The organism is Rhizobium sp. S96 (assembly GCF_030382195.1).
Classification (GTDB): domain Bacteria; phylum Pseudomonadota; class Alphaproteobacteria; order Rhizobiales; family Rhizobiaceae; genus Rhizobium.
Map to the genome: position 1 here is coordinate 219,121 of NZ_JAUDRY010000003.1, position 16,032 is coordinate 235,152.

Consider the following 16,032-nt stretch of genomic DNA (forward strand, 5'->3'; position numbering starts at 1 on the left):
CGGGTAAGTTTGGCGATGTGGTTAGAGCGGGATTTCGACGTTCTCTACAATTTTATCGATGTGCCAATTTCGGGCCGAGGGCTCGAGAAACGAGCCCTCGAGCGCCCTATCAAAGCTTGAGAATGTAGTCGCAAAGGCGGTCGGCCGCCGTCTGTATTTGCGCGGGATCGCGCAGGAAGCAGGCACGGAGAAACAGCTCGCCGCCGGCGCCGAACGCCGCGCCGGGGGCCAGGCCGACGCCGGTCTTGTCGACGATATCGATCGCCGCCTTGCGGCTGTCGGTGACGCCGTCAATCTTCAGGAACGCATAAAGCGCACCATCAGGCTTGAGCGTTTGCACGCGATTGGTCGCAATGAGGGCGTCGCAGAGAATGTCGCGCGAGCGCTTTGCCTTTTCGATGTTGGCCTCCACGAAAGCCTCGCCATCATTCAAGGCAGCGACGGCGCCCCTCTGCATGAACTGGGCGACGCCCGAGGTCGAATACTGGATGAGGTTTTCAATCACCTGCCCGGTCTGCGGCGGCGCCACGATCCAACCCACGCGCCAGCCGGTCATCGACCAGTTCTTCGAGAAGGAATTGACGAACATGATCCTGTCGTCGGCGTCCATGACATCGAGGAACGAGGGCGCGCGACCGCCGGGGAAGTAGTAACGAGCATAGATCTCGTCGGCCATGATCCAGAGACCATGCTTGCGCGCCAGCCCGAGAATGGCGGCCAGATCTTCCTTCGTCGCGGTCCAGCCGGTCGGGTTGGACGGGGTGTTGATGAAGAGTGCCTTGGTTTTCGGGGTGATTGCCGCTGCGATGCGATCAAGATCGACTGCCCATTTGCCGCCCTGGAATTGCAGCTGCACGCCGACCGAACGGGCCCCTGCAATTTCGAGCGCCGCGGCAATATTGGGCCAAGCCGGAGTCAGGTAAACAAGTTCGTCGCCCGGGGAAGTCAGCGCCTGCACGGCGATCTGGATCGCCTGCATGCCGGAACCGGTCACAAAGAAATGGTCGACCGGAAGATCAACCGCGAAATTGCGGGCATAATAGTCCGAAAGTGCCTGGCGAAGCTCGGGAATGCCGCGCTGATAGGTGTAGAAGGTCTCGCCGGCGCCGAGAGCATCCATCGCGGCCTTGTTGACGAAATCGGGGCTGGGCAGATCCCCCTCGCCGACCCACAAAGGCAAAAGGCCTTCTCTGCCACGCGCGTAGTTGACGACTTCAACGATCCCGCTTTCAGGCGCAGAGACGGCGCGCGGGCTAAGGCTGCTTACGATCGACATGCATCACTCCGGTTTTTGCCTTCATAGAATAATTACGAAGGCAAATCCCATGACAATCCGTGATGCAATGTCGATTTCTTTGATGGTTGGCCCCGCCATAGCCAAGGGGGCCAGTCTCGATCAGACGGCCGGGCGCTTGGCCAGCAGGTCGCGAATTTCGGTGAGAAGCGCGACGTCGGCAGGCGTTGCAGGCGCTTCTTCCGGTGCTGCCTTCTTCTGCTTTTCGACCTGCTTCTGAAGCGTGTTCACGCCCTTGACCATCAAAAAGATGATCCAGGCAAGGATCATGAAGTTGATGAGAACGGTAATGAAGCTGCCATAAGCAAGAACCGCACCCTGCTGGCGAGCGGCCGCCAAGGTCGGTGCATTGACGTTCGAAGACAGGCCAATGAAGTAGTTGGAGAAGTCGAAACCACCAAAGATCGCGCCAACGATCGGCATGATGATGTCATCGACCAGCGATCTCACGATGCCGCCAAAGGCACCGCCGATAATCACACCGACAGCAAGGTCCATGACATTGCCGCGGGCGATAAATGCTTTGAACTCGTTGAGCATGCGATCTGTCTCCCTTTGATGCAGTCCACTGACATGCCATTGTTTTTATTAGCTACATGTTCGAAACAAATATTCAATTGCTAATTACAAATATCGTTATGTCCTGCCGGCCTTTGACTTAAGGCCTAGATGGGGCCGATGTTCAAAGCCTATCAATTGCCGTAGTCTCGAACCGTCCGGGAGGACCGGCGCATCTGGCGCCGGCGGAGGGTCTATGCTGCCAGGCTGGGTCATACTTGCATCCGCGTTCGGCTATCTGCTGCTGCTTTTTGCCGTGGCAAGCCATGGCGATCGCCGGCGCAGGCGTTTCGGCGTCCCGCAAGGCGGCCGGCCGATCGTCTATGCGCTGAGCCTTGCGATCTACTGCACCTCCTGGACGTATTTCGGCGGCGTCGGACTGGCGGCGCAGCGCGGGCTGGAATTCACCGGCATCTACATCGGCCCGATCCTCGTCTTCACCCTCGGCATGCCGGTGTTGCGCCGGATCATCGACCTTGCCAAGGCCGAGAAGCTGACGTCGGTGGCGGACTTCATTGCCGCCCGGTACGGCAAAAATTCAACCGTCGCGACGATCGTTGCCCTGATCTCCCTCGTCGGCGCCATTCCCTATATCGCGTTGCAGCTCAAGTCGGTGTCGAGCACGGTGAGCGCGATGCTCAATCCCTCCGACTACGGGATCGGCAGCGGCAATCTCTACTTCCTCGATCTGCCATTGCTCGTAACCCTGGTGCTGGCCTGCTTCGCCATCATGTTCGGCACGCGCCACACAGACGCCACGGAGCACCAGGATGGACTGATCCTCGCGGTCGCGATGGAGTCGGTCGTCAAGCTCGTCGCCTTTCTCACCGCCGGCGTCTGCGTCATCTGGTTCCTGTTCGACGGCCCCAGCGATCTCTGGCAGAAGGCCGCCGACAACGCACTCGTGCAGTCCGCCCTGAGCTACCAGACGCCGCTCAGCCGGTGGATTACGCTGACGCTGCTCTCGGCGTTCGCGATCATCATGCTGCCGCGGCAATTCCATGTGACGGTCGTGGAAAACCGGACGCCGAAGGAGCTGCGTCTCGCCGGGTTGCTGTTTCCGCTCTATCTCGTTGCCATCAACCTGTTCGTGCTTCCGGTTGCCATCGGCGGATTGCTGACGTTCGGCGGCAGCGGCAATGCCGATCTCTACATGCTGTCCTTGCCAATCGTCGGACAGATGCCGGTGGTCTCGCTGATCACCTTCATCGGCGGCTTCTCCGCCGCGACGGCGATGGTGATTGTCGCCTCGGTCGCCCTCTCGATCATGGTGTCGAACGACATCATCATGCCGATTTTCCTGCACCGAAAGCTTGCCGGGCGCGCCGGGCAGCGGGACGATTTCGCAAAGACGCTGCTCAACATCAGACGCAGCGCCATATTCGCCGTTCTCCTGCTTGGCTATGCCTACTACCGATCCACCGACAGCACGACCGGGCTTGCCTCCATTGGTCTTCTCTCTTTTGCGGCCATAGCGCAGATGTCGCCGTCGCTCTTCGGCGGGCTGATCTGGCGGCGTGCCAATGCGCGCGGCGCCATCCTCGGGCTCACCTCGGGCTTCGTCATCTGGGTCTATCTGCTGTTTCTGCCGTCGCTCGGCGGACCTGACTATTCGTCGGTCGCCAGCGCCGTGCTCGGCTTCATCTTCCCCGGCACGACTGTCTTTACGGCTCCCGACGCCGACCCGCTCGTCAATGCGACTGTCATGAGCCTGCTCGTCAACACCGCCTTCTTCGTCATCGGCTCGGTCACCCGCAACGCCAGACCGCTCGAGCGTATCCAGGCGGGTATCTTCATCAAGCGGCAATCCCGCTCGCAGTTTGCAACACGCGGCTGGAAGACCCGGATCAGTGTCGGCGATCTTAAAGCGACGATATCCCGCTATCTTGGCGACGAGCGGATGGAGCGTTCCTTTCTGACCTACCAGCAGAGCTCGGGGCGCAAGCTCGATGACGAGCAGCCTGCGGACATGGCCCTGATCCATTTCACCGAGCAGCTGCTCGGCAGCGCCATCGGCTCATCTTCAGCGCGTCTCGTGCTGTCGCTGATCCTGCAGAAGGTCGAGGACGCCTCCGCCGATACGGCGTGGCTGCTCGATCAGGCGAGCGAAGCACTCCAGTATAACCAGGACATGCTGCAGACGGCTCTGTCGCAGATGGATCAGGGCATTGCCGTTTTCGACAGCTCGAACCACCTGACAATCTGGAACCGCCGGTTCCGGCAGTTGCTGGATCTTCCCGAAGCTGCCGGACAGGTGGGCTTCCCGCTTTCCGAGATCGTCGCGATCCTCAGCGAACGGGGCGACCTTCCCGGTGGCGATCACAGCCAGACGGTGCGGCATTTCCTCGCCCTCGACAAACCGTTCGCATTGGTTCTGGCCGGCGGCGAGCGGATCATCGAAGTGCGCTCCAACGCCATGCCTGACAAGGGCATCGTTGCGACGTTCACCGACATCACACAACGCGTCGCCGCGGACAAGGCGTTGAAGCAGGCCAACGAAACGCTGGAGCAGCGGGTGGCCGAGCGGACCGCCGAGCTCACCCGCGTCAATCACGAGCTCGGCGAGGCCCGCGCAGCAGCCGACGATGCCAATCTCGGCAAGACACGGTTCTTCGCCGCCGCCGGCCACGACATCCTGCAACCGCTCAATGCCGCGCGACTTTATTCGTCCGCTCTCGTGGAGCGAATAGGGCAATCCGAAAGCAGCGCGATCGTGCGCAACATCGATTCGGCGCTGGAGTCGGTCGAAAGCATTCTCGGGGCCGTTCTCGACATTTCCCGGCTGGATACCGGCGCCATGCGTCCGCGCCTTGCCTCGGTGCCGCTCTCGGATCTGCTGGAGCGCATCCAGACCGATTTCGCGCCGATTGCACGCGAGAAGAAACTGAAGCTGGTGGTCATGCCGACCTCGCTTCGGGTTCGCTCCGACCCGAACCTGTTGCGGCGGCTGGTGCAGAACCTCGTATCCAACGCCATCAAATACACGATATCAGGCAAGGTGCTGGTCGGCGCACGTCGACGCGGAAACCAGGTCGTCATTCAGGTGATGGATTCCGGCATCGGCATCCCGCCGTCGAAATTCCGGACTGTCTTCAAGGAGTTCGCACGGCTCGACGAAGGCGCCAAGACCGCATCGGGCTTGGGGCTCGGGCTGTCGATTGTCGACCGCATCGCGCGCGTGCTGAGCCATCCTGTCGAGCTGCACTCGACCCACGGCAAAGGGACAGACTTCCGCATCGTCATGCCCCGCGACGTCTCGCGGCAGGTCGAACCATCCACCCCTGCCCCACCCGCCGAACGGTCCGCGCAGAACCTCAAGGGCTTGAGGATTCTTTGCATCGATAACGAACCGCATATTCTCGAGGGAATGCAGCTGCTCCTCGGCGGCTGGGGTTGCGATGTGCAGTGCGCGGATTCGCTGGCCGCGATCGCCCAGCTTGATTTCCGACAACAGGCCCCGGACCTTGTCATCGCCGACTACCATCTGGGCGACGGGACAGGGGTTGCAGCGATCCTCGCGGCCCGCGAGCAGTTCATGTCCTACATCCCAGGTCTGATCGTGACCGCCGACCGCACGCCGGAGGTTCGCGCCGAGGCGGAACGCCACGGCATCAGCATTCAGCACAAGCCTGTTCGGCCCGCCGCACTGCGCGCCTATATCACCCAGATTTCCGCGCAGAAACGGGCAGCGGCGGAGTAGCGGCGACGGCTTCGCTGCTCATCACATCCGCCACGAGGCCGCGCACGTGATCGGCCGATGGCGCATCGCCGAACAGGATCCGATAGATGATCGGCGCCACGACGCGATCCATCACCGCATCCACAGGAGGGAAGCGCTCGCCGCGCCCCTGAGCGCGATCGCCGATCAGCTCCATCTGCTCGCGGGTGAAGGCGTAGCACTTGCAGGCATTGGCGTTGTCTTGCGCAGCCAGCACATCGCGGATCATCTCACGGCCGATGCCTGACGACATTTCCTCGGCATATTGTTCGGCCCATGCCTCCAGATCACCCTTGGCACTGCCGGTGTCCACCGGCCGCATGTCAGGGCGCAGGCGCTCGACCGCGACGTCAGCGAGCAACTCCTGGAGATCGCCCCAACGGCGATAGATCGTCGAGGGTGTCACACCTGCCTCGCCTGCGATCAACGGGATGGTCACGTCCGTTCGCTCCATCGATTGCAACAACGCGCGCACGGCCTTGTGGACCGACGCCTGCACCCGGGCGCTACGACCGCCGGGACGAACATTTTCCTTTACCGCCATTACCAACCCAACCCTCTTCGCTGCGCGCCATGTTTCAAAAAGATTGAGCGATCCATTAACGCAACTTATTTGCTTTTAGCCGACGCCTGACCTACATGGACTAACGCAACGACTTAGCTTTAAGGAGCTTATATATGCGCGGCGCCGGCGAATCCATAGAGACCAAGTCCAATCCGATCCGCTTTCACGCGATCACCCTTGCCACCTTCTTCGGGGCATCGGCCGCGCCGACGCCGCTCTATCGGATCTACCAGGAGAATTTTGCCGTTTCTCCGGTTCTGATCACGGTGATCTTTGCGGTCTATGCCTTTGCACTGCTGCTTGCCTTGCTGATCGCTGGCTCGATCTCAGACCATCTCGGCCGCAAACCGGTGATCTTTTCGGCGCTGCTGCTTGAGATCGTCGCCATGACGTTGTTCGTCGTCGCAAGCGGACCGGGATGGCTGATTGCCGCAAGGATCGTGCAGGGACTGGCGACCGGCATTGCCGGCGCCTCCATCGGCGCGGCGCTCGTCGATGTCGATCGTCCCAAGGGCCAACTGATCAACTCCATTGCGCCGCTCTCCGGCATGGCGATCGCCATATGGGCCACCGGAGAAACCGGCGGCCAGCGGCCGGGCGTCTGGGGTTCGTTGACGCCGCGGATCGCAATCCCTCCGCAGGTCAAGCGATCGCTCGCGTTGGTGACACCGATCAACATTGCGAACTGGACGCTTGGCGGCTTCTATCTGTCGCTGGTACCCTCGCTGGTGGTCAACACGACAGGCAATCATGCACCGCTGACAGGTGGCTCTGTGGTGACCGCGCTGATGGTCTCGGGCGCCGGGGCCGTTTATCTCAGACGCGGCAAGTCGGCCGATTCAAACCTTGGCTTCGGAACGCTCGCGACCATCCTTGGCATCCTGACCGTGGTCGCCGGCGTCCATCTTGCAAGCGTTCCGCTGCTGCTTGCCGGCACGGTGCTGACGGGAATGGGGTTTGGCACCAATTTCCTTGGCGCGATCGGCACGATCATGCCGCTCGCCAAGCCGGACGAACGCGCCGAACTGCTTTCCGCCTTCTACATCCAGAGCTATCTCGCGTTCAGCCTGCCGGCGATCCTTGCCGGCTTCCTGGCAAAATCGCTCGGCTACCAGCTGACCACCGACATCTTCGCAACGGCGATCGTGCTCGTGACCGGGGCCGGTCTTCTCGGCCTGCGCGCCGAGCGTTCAAGGGCGGCGCGTGCAGCGGCCTGATATGCGGGAGAAGCGATAGCGGCTGGTGAAGAGGAATGCTGCCCCCTGAAACGAAAAAAGGCCGGGGCAAACCCGACCTTCCCTTCCATCTCGACGAACCGTGCCAGTACATCCGTGGTCACGATCCGGAGATGATATTCTTTAAGGCTTAGGCAGCCTGCAGGCGGTCAGCCGACATCTTGCCCGAACGCTTGTCAGCAACGAGCTCGTAAGACAGCTTCTGGCCGTCCTTGAGTTCGCGCATGCCAGCGCGCTCAACAGCAGAGATGTGAACGAAAACGTCCGCCGAGCCGTCGTCCGGCTGAATGAAGCCGTAGCCCTTGGTTGCGTTGAACCACTTAACGGTACCTGTGCTCATGACGATATCCTTTTCAAATCGTACACTAAAGATGCAAATCAGCCGGAACCGATGTGCGATGAAACCGATTTTGGAGGAAGTTCGCCAGTAACGACACGAATGTCCGCTACAAAGTTCATCTAGCAAGATCGATGCTGGGCTTTTACCCGGCAATTGTGTTCGTTGCAAGGCGCTTTGGGTCTATCCGCCTCGCTCCCCTTTCGAATTTCACAAGGCATTCGATCCACGAAGGTGAAAGCGGGGCCCGTCGCGGCCCGCTCTCCATCGTGGCGTAACGGTCAGGCCGCCTTCTGCTCTCCCGCGTAGGGGTCGAACCTGGTGTAGAAGGTCTCGTTCTTTGCCGCCATCTCCTGCAGCAGCGCCGTCGGCTTGAAATGATCTCCGTAAGCCGCGGCCAACTTTTCGCAGAGCGCGACGAAGGTTTTCACGCCCATGCCGTCGATGTAGGACAGCACACCGCCCGTATAGGGGGCAAAGCCGAAACCGAGGATGGAGCCGACATCGGCTTCGCGAGGATCGGTAACGATGCCCTCCTCGATGGTCCGCGCGGCTTCCAGCGCGATCGTCACCAGCAAGCGATGCTTGAGAAGGACGACATCGACGTCCTCCGCCTTCTTTTGCGGATAGAAGGTCTTGAGGTCGGGCCAGAGCGACTTCTTGGCAGGCTTTGCCGGATAGTCATAGAAACCCTTGCCGTTCTTGCGGCCACGGCGGTCGAGTTCATCGACCATTTTGTTGATCAGCGTCAGGTGCCGTGGATCCACAGCCGCCTCGCCGAGATCGGCGACGGTCGCCTTCAGGATCTTCTGGCTGAGATCAATCGCCACCTCGTCGTTCAGTGACAATGGCCCGACCGGCATGCCGGCCATCTTGGCGGCATTTTCGATCATCGCCGCCGGCACGCCTTCGATCAGCATGTCATAGGCTTCGTGGATGTAGCGGAAGACGCAGCGGTTGACGAAGAAGCCGCGGGTGTCGTTGACGACGATCGGCGTTTTCTTGATCGCGGCGACATAATCCAGCGCCACAGCCAGCGCCTTGTCACCGGTCTCCTTGCCGAGGATCACTTCGGTCAGCATCATCTTTTCGACCGGTGAGAAGAAATGGACGCCGATGAAATCGACCGGCCGCTTCGAATTCTTCGCGAGGCCGGAGATCGGCAACGTCGAGGTGTTGGAGGCGAAGATGGCGCCTTCGGGCAGCACAGCTTCGACAGCCTCGATCACGGCCTTCTTCACGTCGCGATCCTCGAACACAGCTTCGATGACAAGAGTGGCATCCTTGAGATCGGCATAGTCTGCTGATGGCGTAATGCGCGAGAGAAGGGCCGCGCCCTCATCCTGCGTAAGACGTCCCTTACTGATCGAATCCTTCACCAATCCCTCGGAGACTGACTTGCCCTTGCTGGCCGCCTCCATATCGCGATCAACAAGGGTGACGGGAATGCCGGCGGCGGCGGTCACGTAGGCGATCGACGCCCCCATGAAACCGGCGCCGACGACACCCACCTTCTTCAGCTCCGTCTTTGCGATGCCGGCGGGGCGGCGGGCCCCTTTGCCAAGCTCCTGCATGGAGATGAAGAGGGAACGGATCATCGAGAATGCTTCGGTGGTCTGCAGCACCTGGGTGAAATAGCGCTGCTCGATCTTCAGTGCCGTATCGAAGGGCACCTGCAGGCCCTCATAAACGCATTTCAGGATCGCAAGCGCACCGGGATAATTGCCGGCGGTTTCACGCCGCAGGATCGCGGGGGCGGCCGGCCATAGCTGGGCTGCCGCCGGCGTCCAGATGCCGCCGCCTGGCGCCTTGAAGCCCTTTTCGTCCCAGGGGGCGATCGGCTTCAGGCCGTCCTTGATCATCTGCTTGGCGGCTGGGATCAGCTGATCCGGCTCGACCACCTGATGGATCAGGTTCATCGCCTTGGCACGCGCCGCCGTCAGCGACTGGCCCGTCGTCATCATCTGCAGGGCGGATTGAGCGTCTGCCAGGCGGGAGACGCGCTGCGTGCCGCCGGCGCCCGGGAAGATGCCGACCTTGACCTCGGGGAGCGCGATCTTGACCGACTTGGCATTGGAAGCGACGCGACCGTGGCAGGCAAGCGACATCTCCAGCGCGCCACCCATGCAGGTGCCGTTGATCGCCGAGACCCAGGGTTTGCCGCAGGTTTCCAGCTTGCGGAACAGGCCGGTCATGCGGCCGACGAGATCGAAGAGTTTGTGCGCGGCGTTCGCAGGGTCCTTGACCTTCTCCTCGTTGTAGAAGGTGAACATCGATTTGATCATCGACAGATCGGCCCCGCCGGAGAAGCTCGACTTGCCCGAGGTGATGACAACACCCTTGACGGCATTATCGGCCACCGTCTGGTCGATGATGGCGTCGAGTTCGTCCATCACGTCCGCGGTGAAAACGTTCATGGATTTGCCGGGCATGTCCCAGGTGACGAGTGCGATGCCGTCTGCGTCGGTCTCGACGGTGAAATTGGTGTAGCTCATCGTCTCTCTCCCTTAGACGCGTTCGATAACTGTGGCCGTGCCCATGCCGGCGCCGATGCAGAGCGTGACGAGCGCGGTGTTGAGATCACGGCGTTCCAGTTCGTCCAGCACCATGCCCAGGATCATAGCCCCGGTGGCGCCGAGGGGGTGGCCCATGGCAATGGCGCCGCCGTTGACGTTGATCTGGTCGTGCGGGATGTCGAAGGCCTGCATGTAGCGCAGGACCACGGCGGCGAAGGCCTCGTTGAGCTCGAAGAGGTCGATATCGGCGAGCGTCATGCCGGTGCGCTTCAGCAGCTTCTCGGTGACGTCGACAGGACCGGTCAGCATCAGCGCTGGATCCGAGCCGATGTTGGCGAAGGCCTTGATGCGGCCGCGCGGCTTCAGCCCCATGCTCTCGCCGCCCGCCTTCGAGCCGAGCAGCACGGCTGCGGCGCCATCGACGATGCCGGAGGAGTTGCCGGCGTGGTGGACGTAGTTGATCCGCTCGATCTCGGGATGCGCCTGAATGCCGACGGCTTCAAAGCCGCCCATCTCGCCGGGCATCTGGAAGGACGGGTTGAGCGATGCCAGCGCCTGCATGTCCGTGCCGGGGCGCATGTGCTCGTCATGATCCAGAATCGTCAGGCCGTTCTGATCCTTGATCGGAATGACGGAATTCTTGAAGTAGCCCTTCTCCCAAGCGTTGGCGGCACGCTTCTGGCTTTCGACCGCGTAGGCGTCAACGTCATCGCGGCTGAAGCCGTATTTGGTGGCGATCAGATCGGCCGAGACGCCCTGCGGCATGAAATAGGCCGGAAAGTTCACCGAGGGATCCATGAACCATGCGCCGCCCGACATGCCGAGGCCAACGCGCGACATGCTCTCGACGCCACCGGCAATGACGATGTCATCAGCGCCCTGGGCAATCTTGCCGGCCGCGAAGTTCACGGCATCGAGGCCGGACGCGCAGAAGCGGGAGATCTGCATGCCCGGCGCCTTGGTGGAGTAGCCCGCTTCGAAGGCAGCGCCCTTCGGAATGACCGCCCCCGCTTCCATGACGGGATCGACGCAGCCCATGATGATGTCATCGACGGTCGAGGTGTCCAGACCATTTCGGTCGCGGATGGCCTCAAGCGTCTTGGCCGCCAGGCGCACCGACGGCACCTCATGCAGCGAACCGTCCTTCTTGCCGCGGCCGCGCGGCGTGCGGACGTGATCGTAAACGAAAACCTCGGTCATACCTTCATCTCCCTATCGGCGCAGAGGCGGTGCCAAGCGCTTGAATTCTGCCCTGCGGCGATGCCGCATCCGTCTCTCTTCCCCGCGGGGAAGAAAAGACGCCACCTTCAAAACGCCTCGGCACTCAGCGCCATCATCGTTTCGGCACCCGTCTCGACGCGCGCCTTGCGCAGGGCCGTCTCCGGCATGATCCGCTCCATGAAGAAGCGTGCCGTGATCAGCTTGTTGCGCAGGAAGGCTTCGCGATCGGCTTCTCCGGCGGCAAGGCCATCATTGGCGGCCTTTGCCATTTTCGCCCACATATAGCCGAGAATGACGAGACCGAAGAGATGCATGTAGTCGGTCGAGCCTGCACCGGCATTGTCGGGCTTTGCCATCGCATGCTGCATGAACCACATGGTCGCCGCCTGCACGTCGTTCAAGCCCTTCTTCAGGTTCTTGGTGAAGAAGGCCATCTGTTCGTCGTGGCGGTTCTCCTCGCAGAAATCACCGATCTCCTTGAAGAGCGCCATAACGGCACGGCCGCCGTTCTGTCCGAGCTTGCGGCCGACGAGATCGAGCGCCTGGATGCCGTTGGCACCTTCATAGATCATCGCGATGCGGGCATCGCGCACATACTGGCTCATGCCGTTTTCCTCGATGTAGCCATGGCCACCGAAAACCTGCTGCGCCATGACAGCGTGATCAAAGCCCTTGTCGGTCATCATGCCCTTGAGGATCGGGGTGACCAGGCCGAGAATATCGTCCGCCGTCTGCTGCTCCTTCTCGTCCGCCGAGCGGTGGGCGATATCGGACTTCAGGGCGGTCCAGAGAAGGAAGGCGCGGCCGGCCTCGTTGAAGGCGCGAATGGTCATCAGCGAGCGGCGGATATCGGGATGCACGATGATCGGATCGGCCTTCTTCTCGGGCGCCTTCGCACCGGAGAGAGAGCGACCCTGGATCCGCTCGCGGGCATAATTCGCGGCATTCTGATAGGCCACTTCCGAGATCGCCAGGCCCTGCAGGCCGACACTGAGGCGGGCCTCGTTCATCATCACGAACATGGCGCTGAGGCCCTTGTTCTCGGCACCGATGAGAAAGCCGGTGGCGTCGTCATAATTCATGACGCAGGTTGCGTTGCCGTGAATGCCCATCTTGTGCTCGACGGCACCGCAGGAAACGGCATTGCGATCGCCAACCATACCGTCGTCCGTGACGGTGAACTTCGGCACGATGAAGAGCGAGATGCCCTTGGTGCCTTCCGGCGCGCCCTCAATACGGGCGAGCACGAGATGCACGATATTCTCCGTCATGCCGTGCTCGCCGGCGGAGATGAATATCTTCTGACCTGAGATCTTGTAGCTGCCGTCCGGCTGCGGCACGGCCTTGGTGCGCAGAAGGCCGAGATCGGTGCCGCAATGCGGTTCCGTCAGGTTCATCGTGCCCGACCATTCGCCGGAGACCATCTTCGGCAGATAGGTCTTCTTCTGCGCGTCGGAGCCATGCACGAAGATCGCGGCGATCGCGCCCTGCGTCAGACCGGGATACATCATCAGCGACATGTTCGCGGCGGAGGTATATTCGCCGACGGCAGCGTGGAGCGTGTAGGGAAGGCCCTGGCCACCGAACTCCTCGGGCACGGCAAGACCCGTCCAGCCGCCCTGGCAATAGGCATCATAGGCTCCCTTGAAGCCCTTCGGCACGGAGACCGACCCGTCGTCGTTACGTACGCAACCTTCCTGGTCGCCCGAATAATTCAGCGGGAACAGCACTTCCTCGGCCACCTTCGCCGACTCGCCCAGAATGGCCTCGATCATATCGGGGCTCGCATCGGCGAAGCCCGGCAGATTGTTGTAGCGTTCGAGACCCAGCACATCGTTCAGCACGAAGAGCGTGTCGTTCACCGGGGCCTTGTAGACTGGCATCGTTCGAATTCCTCCAATTCGCTTACCGGGCGAGACCGGCATTTGAGACTCTATTACAAAATATTGACGTTTGCGTAAACGTCAAATTTCAAGCGCCGCGAATTTCTGCGCCCGTTTCGGCTGGCGCATGTCGGGAACCGCCGTCTCGGAACGTCCTATGGCTGTGATGCATTAGCAACGAACAGCGAGGAGGACGAACAATGGTCAAGGTCAGCTCGAATCTCTGGTTCGAAAAGAACGTGCGGGAAGCAGTTGCATTTTATGTGGCAACGGTGCCCAATTCGTCCATGGGGAGAACGACGGTGCTTCCCGCGGAAACACCCAGCGGCCCTCCCGGCAGCGTCACCATTGTCGAATTCAAACTCAGGCAGCAGGACTTCACGGCCATGCAGGCGGGTCCGCTCGATCCGTTCAACCATGCGTTCTCGATCTCGGTGCAATGCGAAACCCAGGAAGAGATCGACCGGATCTGGACACGCTTTCTTGGCAATGGCGGCACCGAAGAGCAATGCGGCTGGCTGCGAGACCGCTGGGGCGTGTGCTGGCAAATCGTGCCTTGCGTGCTCGCCGACATGATTGCCGATCCGGATCGGGAGCGCGCCAAACACGTCACGGAAGCGATGCTCAAGATGGTCAAGCTCGACTTGGCGACCCTTCAGGCCGCCTACCGCTGAACGGAAATCAATTGAAACGGTATATTATGAGGGTGCTATCTTTCTGTGGCGGCTATGTATAGAAATCATGGAGACCCATAATTGGACGCTTCATGACTTCCACAGCCGCCTTCCTTCGATCCAGCCTGCTCATGCTTGCCGTTGGTGTGATGATCCTTCTCGGAATCGTCGGCTCGTCGCTGTGGCTGGTGCAGGCAAACCGTTCATATTCGGATGAAACGGCGTCATTGCGTCGGGTCCGCAGCTCCATCGTCAATCTGTTGACGACGGTGCAGGATGCGGAGACAGGGCAGCGCGGCTTCCTGCTGTCGACCGATCCCGCCTATCTGGAGCCCTACAACAAGGCTCTGGCAAACCTGCCGGAGCGGCGCAAGGTTCTGACCGAGAACGTTTCGTCTCTTCCAGGCTATGCCAAGCAGCTCGACGCGCTCAACGCCGCCATCGATGGCAAGATGACCGAGCTGACGACGACGGTTGCGCTGACCAAGGACGGAAAGCTGCCCGAAGCCTTGGCGATCGTTCGCGATGACGCCGGGCGGGAGCTCATGGACAAGGTTCGAGCGATCCTCGGCGACTTCCTGCAGCAGACGGATGATCGCCTGCGCGTGCTCGTGGAGGCACAGCTTTCCGCCGCCAACAATCTGCAATGGGTTACGATCGGCGGCGCAGTCGCCATCCTGCTTGTGCTCGGCGGCGGCATTCTGATCATTGCGCAGCACGTGCGCGACCTGTCGCAAGCCACGAAGGAAGTCGAGTTCCTGAACGTCGGACTGGAGGCACGCGTAAACGAGCGCACCCAGGACCTGATCCGCGCTAACCAGGAAATCCAGAAGTTTGCCTACATCGTGACGCACGACCTGCGTGCGCCTCTTGTCAACATCATGGGCTTCCTCAGCGAACTCGATACCGCGATGAAGGCTGTTTCGACCTATATTCTCGCCGACGAGAAGCCGCCGACGGCTGAAGAAATCCACGAGGCTCGACAGGCAGTCGAAGAAGACCTGCCCGAAGCGCTCGGGTTTATCCGATCATCGACCCGCAAGATGGATTCGCTCATCAACGCGATCCTGAAGATTTCCCGGGACGGGCGCCGCAAGCTTCAACCGGAGCGTATCGACCTCAAAGCCCTGATCGACACCGCGGCGGCGAATGTCCACCATCAGATCGTGGATGCGAGCGGCACCGCGGATGCACGGGTTCGTGTCGGCAGCATCATCAACGATCGCTTCTCGCTCGAGCAGATATTCGGCAACCTGTTCGACAATGCCGTCAAATACCAGATGCCGGGGCGTCCGCTGCAGCTCAACGTCGACGCCTATCCCGACGGTCCGGGACGGATCAGGGTGGAGGTCAAGGACAACGGCCGCGGGATCGGCCCCCAGGACCTCGAGCGTGTCTTCGAGCTCTTTCGGCGCGCCGGGGAACAGGATCAGCGCGGAGAAGGCATTGGCCTCGCCCACGTGCGCTCGTTAATCCGAAATTTGGGGGGTGACATTACAGTCGAGTCAGAACTTGGGCAGGGCAGCACGTTCATCCTGACGCTGCCGACCGACCTCACCAAAATCGTACGGAGTATGGAACTATGAAAGCAACCGGACAGGAAGTCACGATCGTGATGATCGAGGACGATGAAGGCCACGCTCGCCTCATCGAAAAGAACGTACGCCGCGCCGGCGTCCACAACGAGATCGTGCCGTTCACGCTCGGCAAAAGCGCGCTGGACTACATTCTTGGTCCGAACCGTGACGGGGTGGTGAGCAAGGATCGCTACCTGCTCGTGCTTCTCGACCTCAACCTGCCTGACATGTCGGGTCTCGACATTCTCGCCCAGATCAAGGGCAACGAACATACGCGTCGCATGCCGGTCGTCGTGTTGACAACGACGGACGACGAGCGCGAGATCCAGAAATGCTACGATCTCGGTGCAAACGTATATATCACGAAGCCAGTCGACTATGATGGATTCGCGACAGCGATCCGAAATCTCGGCCTCTTCTTCTCCGTCATCCAAGTCCCCTAACGAGTAGCAAA

At 61.0% G+C, this 16,032-nt stretch carries 12 protein-coding genes; 5 read left to right on the forward strand and 7 right to left on the reverse strand.

Going from position 1 to position 16,032, the window contains the following annotated elements:
* Positions 1-109: 109 nt before the first annotated feature.
* A complete protein-coding gene (locus QTL94_RS02080; RefSeq protein ID WP_065689439.1) occupies positions 110-1,276 on the reverse strand; it encodes a pyridoxal phosphate-dependent aminotransferase in 1,167 nt (388 codons plus the stop codon).
* 120 nt (positions 1,277-1,396) lie between these two features.
* On the reverse strand, positions 1,397-1,834 hold the full coding sequence (mscL, locus tag QTL94_RS02085) for a large conductance mechanosensitive channel protein MscL (protein WP_065689438.1): 438 nt from the start codon (positions 1,832-1,834) through the stop codon (positions 1,397-1,399).
* A 214-nt stretch (positions 1,835-2,048) separates the two neighbouring features.
* On the opposite strand from mscL, the gene QTL94_RS02090 reads away from it, so the two are divergent.
* Positions 2,049-5,552, forward strand: a complete 3,504-nt coding sequence (locus QTL94_RS02090; RefSeq protein ID WP_289800427.1) for a PAS domain-containing hybrid sensor histidine kinase/response regulator — start codon at positions 2,049-2,051, stop codon at positions 5,550-5,552.
* Here QTL94_RS02090 and QTL94_RS02095 read toward each other — a convergent pair.
* Positions 5,512-6,114 carry a TetR/AcrR family transcriptional regulator gene (locus tag QTL94_RS02095; RefSeq protein ID WP_289800428.1) on the reverse strand — a complete coding sequence of 201 codons (603 nt, stop codon included), beginning with the start codon at positions 6,112-6,114 and terminating at the stop codon, positions 5,512-5,514. The two genes, QTL94_RS02090 and QTL94_RS02095, sit on opposite strands and share 41 nt — an antisense overlap.
* Positions 6,115-6,248: 134 nt before the next feature.
* Here QTL94_RS02095 and QTL94_RS02100 point away from each other — a divergent pair, with 134 nt between their 5' ends.
* Entirely contained in the window at positions 6,249-7,352 is a 1,104-nt protein-coding gene (locus QTL94_RS02100; RefSeq protein WP_289800429.1) for an MFS transporter, read from the forward strand.
* A gap of 148 nt (positions 7,353-7,500) precedes the next feature.
* Here the strand turns inward: QTL94_RS02100 and QTL94_RS02105 are convergent, their stop codons facing one another.
* From QTL94_RS02105 to QTL94_RS02120, 4 genes are all read right to left on the reverse strand, one after another.
* On the reverse strand, positions 7,501-7,710 hold the full coding sequence (locus QTL94_RS02105; RefSeq protein WP_018898356.1) for a cold-shock protein: 210 nt from the start codon (positions 7,708-7,710) through the stop codon (positions 7,501-7,503).
* A 278-nt stretch (positions 7,711-7,988) separates the two neighbouring features.
* Positions 7,989-10,202 (reverse strand): FAD-dependent oxidoreductase, encoded by a 2,214-nt coding sequence (locus tag QTL94_RS02110; RefSeq protein ID WP_289800430.1) that lies wholly within the window; start codon positions 10,200-10,202, stop codon positions 7,989-7,991.
* Between the two features lie 12 nt (positions 10,203-10,214).
* Positions 10,215-11,423: an acetyl-CoA C-acetyltransferase gene (locus QTL94_RS02115; protein ID WP_289800431.1), complete on the reverse strand. Its 1,209-nt coding sequence runs from the start codon at positions 11,421-11,423 to the stop codon at positions 10,215-10,217.
* Positions 11,424-11,530: 107 nt separating this feature from the next.
* Positions 11,531-13,327 carry an acyl-CoA dehydrogenase C-terminal domain-containing protein gene (locus tag QTL94_RS02120; RefSeq protein WP_289800432.1) on the reverse strand — a complete coding sequence of 599 codons (1,797 nt, stop codon included), beginning with the start codon at positions 13,325-13,327 and terminating at the stop codon, positions 11,531-11,533.
* Between the two features lie 200 nt (positions 13,328-13,527).
* On the opposite strand from QTL94_RS02120, the gene QTL94_RS02125 reads away from it, so the two are divergent.
* From QTL94_RS02125 to QTL94_RS02135, 3 genes are all read left to right on the forward strand, one after another.
* Positions 13,528-14,001 (forward strand): VOC family protein, encoded by a 474-nt coding sequence (locus QTL94_RS02125; protein ID WP_289800433.1) that lies wholly within the window; start codon positions 13,528-13,530, stop codon positions 13,999-14,001.
* 92 nt (positions 14,002-14,093) lie between these two features.
* A complete protein-coding gene (locus tag QTL94_RS02130; RefSeq protein ID WP_289800434.1) occupies positions 14,094-15,587 on the forward strand; it encodes a sensor histidine kinase in 1,494 nt (497 codons plus the stop codon).
* Positions 15,584-16,021 (forward strand): response regulator, encoded by a 438-nt coding sequence (locus QTL94_RS02135; RefSeq protein WP_289800435.1) that lies wholly within the window; start codon positions 15,584-15,586, stop codon positions 16,019-16,021. Before QTL94_RS02130 ends, QTL94_RS02135 begins: the two co-directional genes overlap by 4 nt.
* The last annotated feature ends 11 nt before the right edge of the window (positions 16,022-16,032 follow it).

Excerpts from the sequence above, each read along its gene's own strand:
- QTL94_RS02105 (WP_018898356.1), bottom strand. The coding sequence starts at position 7,710 with ATGAGCACAGGTACCGTTAAGTGGTTCAACGCAACCAAGGGCTACGGC.
- QTL94_RS02100 (WP_289800429.1), top strand. The coding sequence starts at position 6,249 with ATGCGCGGCGCCGGCGAATCCATAGAGACCAAGTCCAATCCGATCCGC.
- QTL94_RS02090 (WP_289800427.1), top strand. The coding sequence starts at position 2,049 with ATGCTGCCAGGCTGGGTCATACTTGCATCCGCGTTCGGCTATCTGCTG.
- QTL94_RS02080 (WP_065689439.1), bottom strand. The coding sequence starts at position 1,276 with ATGTCGATCGTAAGCAGCCTTAGCCCGCGCGCCGTCTCTGCGCCTGAA.
- QTL94_RS02095 (WP_289800428.1), bottom strand. The coding sequence starts at position 6,114 with ATGGCGGTAAAGGAAAATGTTCGTCCCGGCGGTCGTAGCGCCCGGGTG.
- QTL94_RS02135 (WP_289800435.1), top strand. The coding sequence starts at position 15,584 with ATGAAAGCAACCGGACAGGAAGTCACGATCGTGATGATCGAGGACGAT.
- mscL (WP_065689438.1), bottom strand. The coding sequence starts at position 1,834 with ATGCTCAACGAGTTCAAAGCATTTATCGCCCGCGGCAATGTCATGGAC.
- QTL94_RS02130 (WP_289800434.1), top strand. The coding sequence starts at position 14,094 with ATGACTTCCACAGCCGCCTTCCTTCGATCCAGCCTGCTCATGCTTGCC.
- QTL94_RS02125 (WP_289800433.1), top strand. The coding sequence starts at position 13,528 with ATGGTCAAGGTCAGCTCGAATCTCTGGTTCGAAAAGAACGTGCGGGAA.
- QTL94_RS02110 (WP_289800430.1), bottom strand. The coding sequence starts at position 10,202 with ATGAGCTACACCAATTTCACCGTCGAGACCGACGCAGACGGCATCGCA.
- QTL94_RS02115 (WP_289800431.1), bottom strand. The coding sequence starts at position 11,423 with ATGACCGAGGTTTTCGTTTACGATCACGTCCGCACGCCGCGCGGCCGC.
- QTL94_RS02120 (WP_289800432.1), bottom strand. The coding sequence starts at position 13,327 with ATGCCAGTCTACAAGGCCCCGGTGAACGACACGCTCTTCGTGCTGAAC.